Here is a 3,548-nt window from a genome sequence, read left to right on the forward strand (position 1 = left end):
CGGCTGGATCTCGTGGGAGACCCAGAACGAGCAGATCGGCGCGCGGCCGTTCGATCGCTTCCCCGACGGAGCCCCTGAGGGCGCGATCGTCTGCCGTTGGGGCGAATCCCCCGACCTCGCGACCGACAACCTCATCGATCTCGCGTGGACGCCCATCGGGACGGATGCCGCGACCGCTGCGCAGCAGGTGCTCGTCGCTGAGGGCTATCAGCGCGTCGACGCACCGGAGGGCGTCTACCTCGCGATGCCGGCGACCAGTGGACCAGGCGACTCGGAAGGCTTCGGCGACAGCTACCTCTTCACCCCCGACGATGTGCGGTGGGCGATGACGAAGGCCGACCTCGCCTACATCAAGGCTCCAGACGAGGCCGGCTGAGGCATCCGTTCGGTGGCGTGTCAACGCCGCGGCGTAGAGTCGCTCGCATGAGCGAGGTCGTCATCACCGTCCGCGGCGAGCACGAAGTGCGTGCMGCACCCGAAGAAGGAGTCGTGCGCATCTCGGTGCGCGCCGAAGGCCACGAGCGGGGGCCCGTCGTCGAGCGGATCGCCTCGCTCGCCGACCCCATCCGCGGCGATCTGGCCGCACGCAGAGAGCAGGGAACCCTGCGCGACTGGTCGAGCCAGCGGGTGGCCGTCTGGGCGAACCGCCCCTGGAACTCCGAGGGCAAGCAGCTCGCCCTCGTGCACTACGCCTCGGTGGAGTTCATCGCAACCTTCACCGACTTCGCCGCGATGTCCTGGTGGGTCGCCGACCTGGCCGAGCGCGATGGCATCCAGATCGACGAGGTCACCTGGCAGCTCACCCGCGCGACCGCGCAGCGGGCGGAAGCGGATGTCGCGGCCGCCGCCGTCCGCGCAGCGGTCGATCGCGCCACCGCGTACGCTGCCGCGATCGGACTTGCGACGGTGACGCCGCTCGAGATCGCGGATGTCGGGCTCCTCACGCGCAACGAYTCCCCCGGGGCGCCGGCCACGGCGATGATGCGTGCGGCCTTCGCCGCGKACACCGGCGGAGGCGCCGGCATCGAACTGCAGCCKGAGGACATCGTGGTGACCGCTGCAGTCGAGGCGCGCTTCACCGCCAGTTGACCGATCCCACCGCTTACAGGGTCGTCGGGTGACGCGAGACGGAGGGTCTGCACCCCGGGTTATCGTTGCTCGGTGAGCCCAGCGACAGTGCGCCCCGGTATGGCCGAACGACTCTCGCGGATGATCCAGCTGCCGACGGTCTCGGCCGAGCTCGACAGCCGGGGCCCGGAGCCCTTCGAAACGTTCGTCGCCCTCATCGCCGAGCTGTACCCGCGGGTGCACGCCACGCTCGTCGTTGAACGACACACCGAGTTCGGACTTCTGATGCGCTGGCGCGGCCGCGCCGAGGCATCCGATTCTCCCCTTGTGCTCATGGCGCACTACGACGTCGTGCCCGTCGACGAGAGCGACGACTGGACCTACCCGCCCTTCGACGGACGGATCGCGGACGGATGGGTCCACGGGCGGGGGGCGCTCGACGACAAAGGGCCACTCCTGGTCATCCTCGAGGCCGTCGAGAATCTGCTTGCCGACGGCTTCGTACCCGCCCGAGACATCTGCCTCTCGTTCGGTGGCAACGAAGAGACGTACGGCGCTGCGGCCCAGGCGATCGCGGAGTCGCTGCGTGGGAGAGGCATCGTCCCCTGGCTCGTCCTCGACGAAGGGGGTGCGGTCGTCGATGCGCCGCTGCCGTTCGTGCCCGGCCGATCCGCGATGATCGGCGTCGGCGAGAAGGGCGTGCTCACGGTGCGGCTCACCGCGCGAGGCGAGGGCGGGCATGCGTCGGCGCCACCGTCCCTCACGGCCGTGGGGCGAGTCGCCCGGGCGATCGACCGCCTTGATGCGCGCACGTTCGCCCCACACACCCCGCGCGCGATCTCGCGGATGCTGTCGCGGCTCGCATCGCAGACTCCCGGACCGGCGAGGCTCCTGCTGCGCGCCCTCGCCGGCGCGCCCTGGATCACGGCGCGAGTCTTCGCCCGGCTCGGCGGCGAGCCCGCAGCGCTCGTGCGGACGACCGTCGCCGCGACCATGCAGTCCGGGGGCACGGCGGCGAATGTCCTGCCCTCGCAGGCGTCCGCGACCCTCAACCTGCGGCTCGCGCTTGGCGATAACGTCGGTCGCACGGTGGCCCGCGTGCGGCGCCGCATCCGGGATCGTCTCGTCATGGTCGAGGTGCTCGAGTCCAGCGAACCATCCCCCGAGTCCGCGACTGACAACGCGCAGTTCGCCCTGCTCGAAGACGCCCTCGCGGTGTCGCATCCGGGAATTCCGGCGGTGCCGTACGTCATGATGGCCGCGACGGATTCGCGGCACTTCCACACCTTCACCCCCGCGGTCTACCGCTTTGCCCCGCTGGAGATGTCGAACGCGCAGCGCGCGTCGATCCACGGCGTGGACGAGCGGGTCGAGATCGCCGCCCTCGAGCGCGGCGAGCGGTTCCACCGCGCCCTCATCGAACGACTACAGTGATCGCACCCGAAAACCGCACCACGAAGGAGGCGCGATGACGCGCGCCGTCACACTGGGCACACTCGCGACGGTCGTCGGCTTCCTCGCCTTCGTCGAGTTCACGAGCGGCGTGCTCCAGGGCTATTACACGCCGATGCTCACCGACATCGCCCGGCACCTGGGCATCCACGATGCCGACGTGAACTGGCTCGAAGGCGCGCAGCTCATGCTCTCCGCTCTCGTCGTGCCCGCGTTCGCGAAGCTCGGCGACATGCTCGGCCACAAGCGGATGCTGCTGATCTCGACCGCGCTCACGGCCGCCGCGGCGCTCGTGCTGCCGTTCACCGACTCGTTCGGCCTCTTCCTCGCTGCGTGGGCGCTCATGGGGTTCTACGTCGTATGGCTGCCCCTCGAGATCGCCCTCATCTGGTCACGGTCGAGACGGATGCCTGGGCGCTCGGTGATCACGGCGCGCGCAGCCGGCTTCCTCGTTGCAGCCCTCGAGACGGGCGCGATCGTCGGCGCCCTCGTCGGCGGCGCGCTCATCGACACTTTGCCGCTCACCGTGGTGCTGCTCGTGCCGGCGCTCCTTATCGTGGTGTGCTTCTTCGTGATCCTGTTCGGGGTGAAGGAGTCGCCGGAGCCGACCGGCGGGCACTTCGACACCGTCGGCCTCGTGCTGATCTCGCTCGCGCTCATCAGCTTCACCGGGGGGCTGAGCCTGCTCCGCCTCGAAGGCGGCCTCATGAACCCCTGGTCCTGGGCTGTGGTCGTGCTCGGCGTAGCGCTGGTGGCGCCTTTCGCGTGGTGGGAGCTGCGCAGCGACGACCCGCTGATCGACGTGCGGATGTTCCGCTCTCCCGCGCTCGGTCCGGTGTTCCTCACCGCCGGGCTCTTCGGCGTCAGCGTGCTAGGCGCGCAGGCGCCGCTGTCGACCTTCGCGCGCACCGACCCGGAGGTCTACGGCTACGGGCTCGGCACAACGGGGTTCGCGACCTCCCTGATCATCGGGATCTACCTCGTCGCCATGATCACCGGGGCACTCCTGTTCCCGCTCATCGCCCGGC

At 69.9% G+C, this 3,548-nt stretch carries 3 protein-coding genes and 1 pseudogene; all 4 read left to right on the forward strand.

Features of this window, described 5'->3' with window-relative positions:
* Positions 1-376 (forward strand): annotated as a pseudogene (locus AC1DVT_RS18760) (hypothetical protein); the annotation flags it as partial.
* A gap of 47 nt (positions 377-423) precedes the next feature.
* Positions 424-1,089, forward strand: a complete 666-nt coding sequence (locus AC1DVT_RS18765) for an SIMPL domain-containing protein (protein ID WP_477390747.1) — start codon at positions 424-426, stop codon at positions 1,087-1,089.
* Positions 1,090-1,161: 72 nt separating this feature from the next.
* Complete coding sequence (locus AC1DVT_RS18770) at positions 1,162-2,502, forward strand: M20/M25/M40 family metallo-hydrolase (RefSeq protein WP_477390749.1); 1,341 nt, start codon at positions 1,162-1,164, stop codon at positions 2,500-2,502.
* A 34-nt stretch (positions 2,503-2,536) separates the two neighbouring features.
* Positions 2,537-3,548 (forward strand): MFS transporter (locus AC1DVT_RS18775; RefSeq protein ID WP_477390751.1); only part of this gene is annotated, 1,012 nt, incomplete at its 3' end.

It is taken from the genome of Microbacterium sp. P2_F9 (assembly GCF_056403635.1).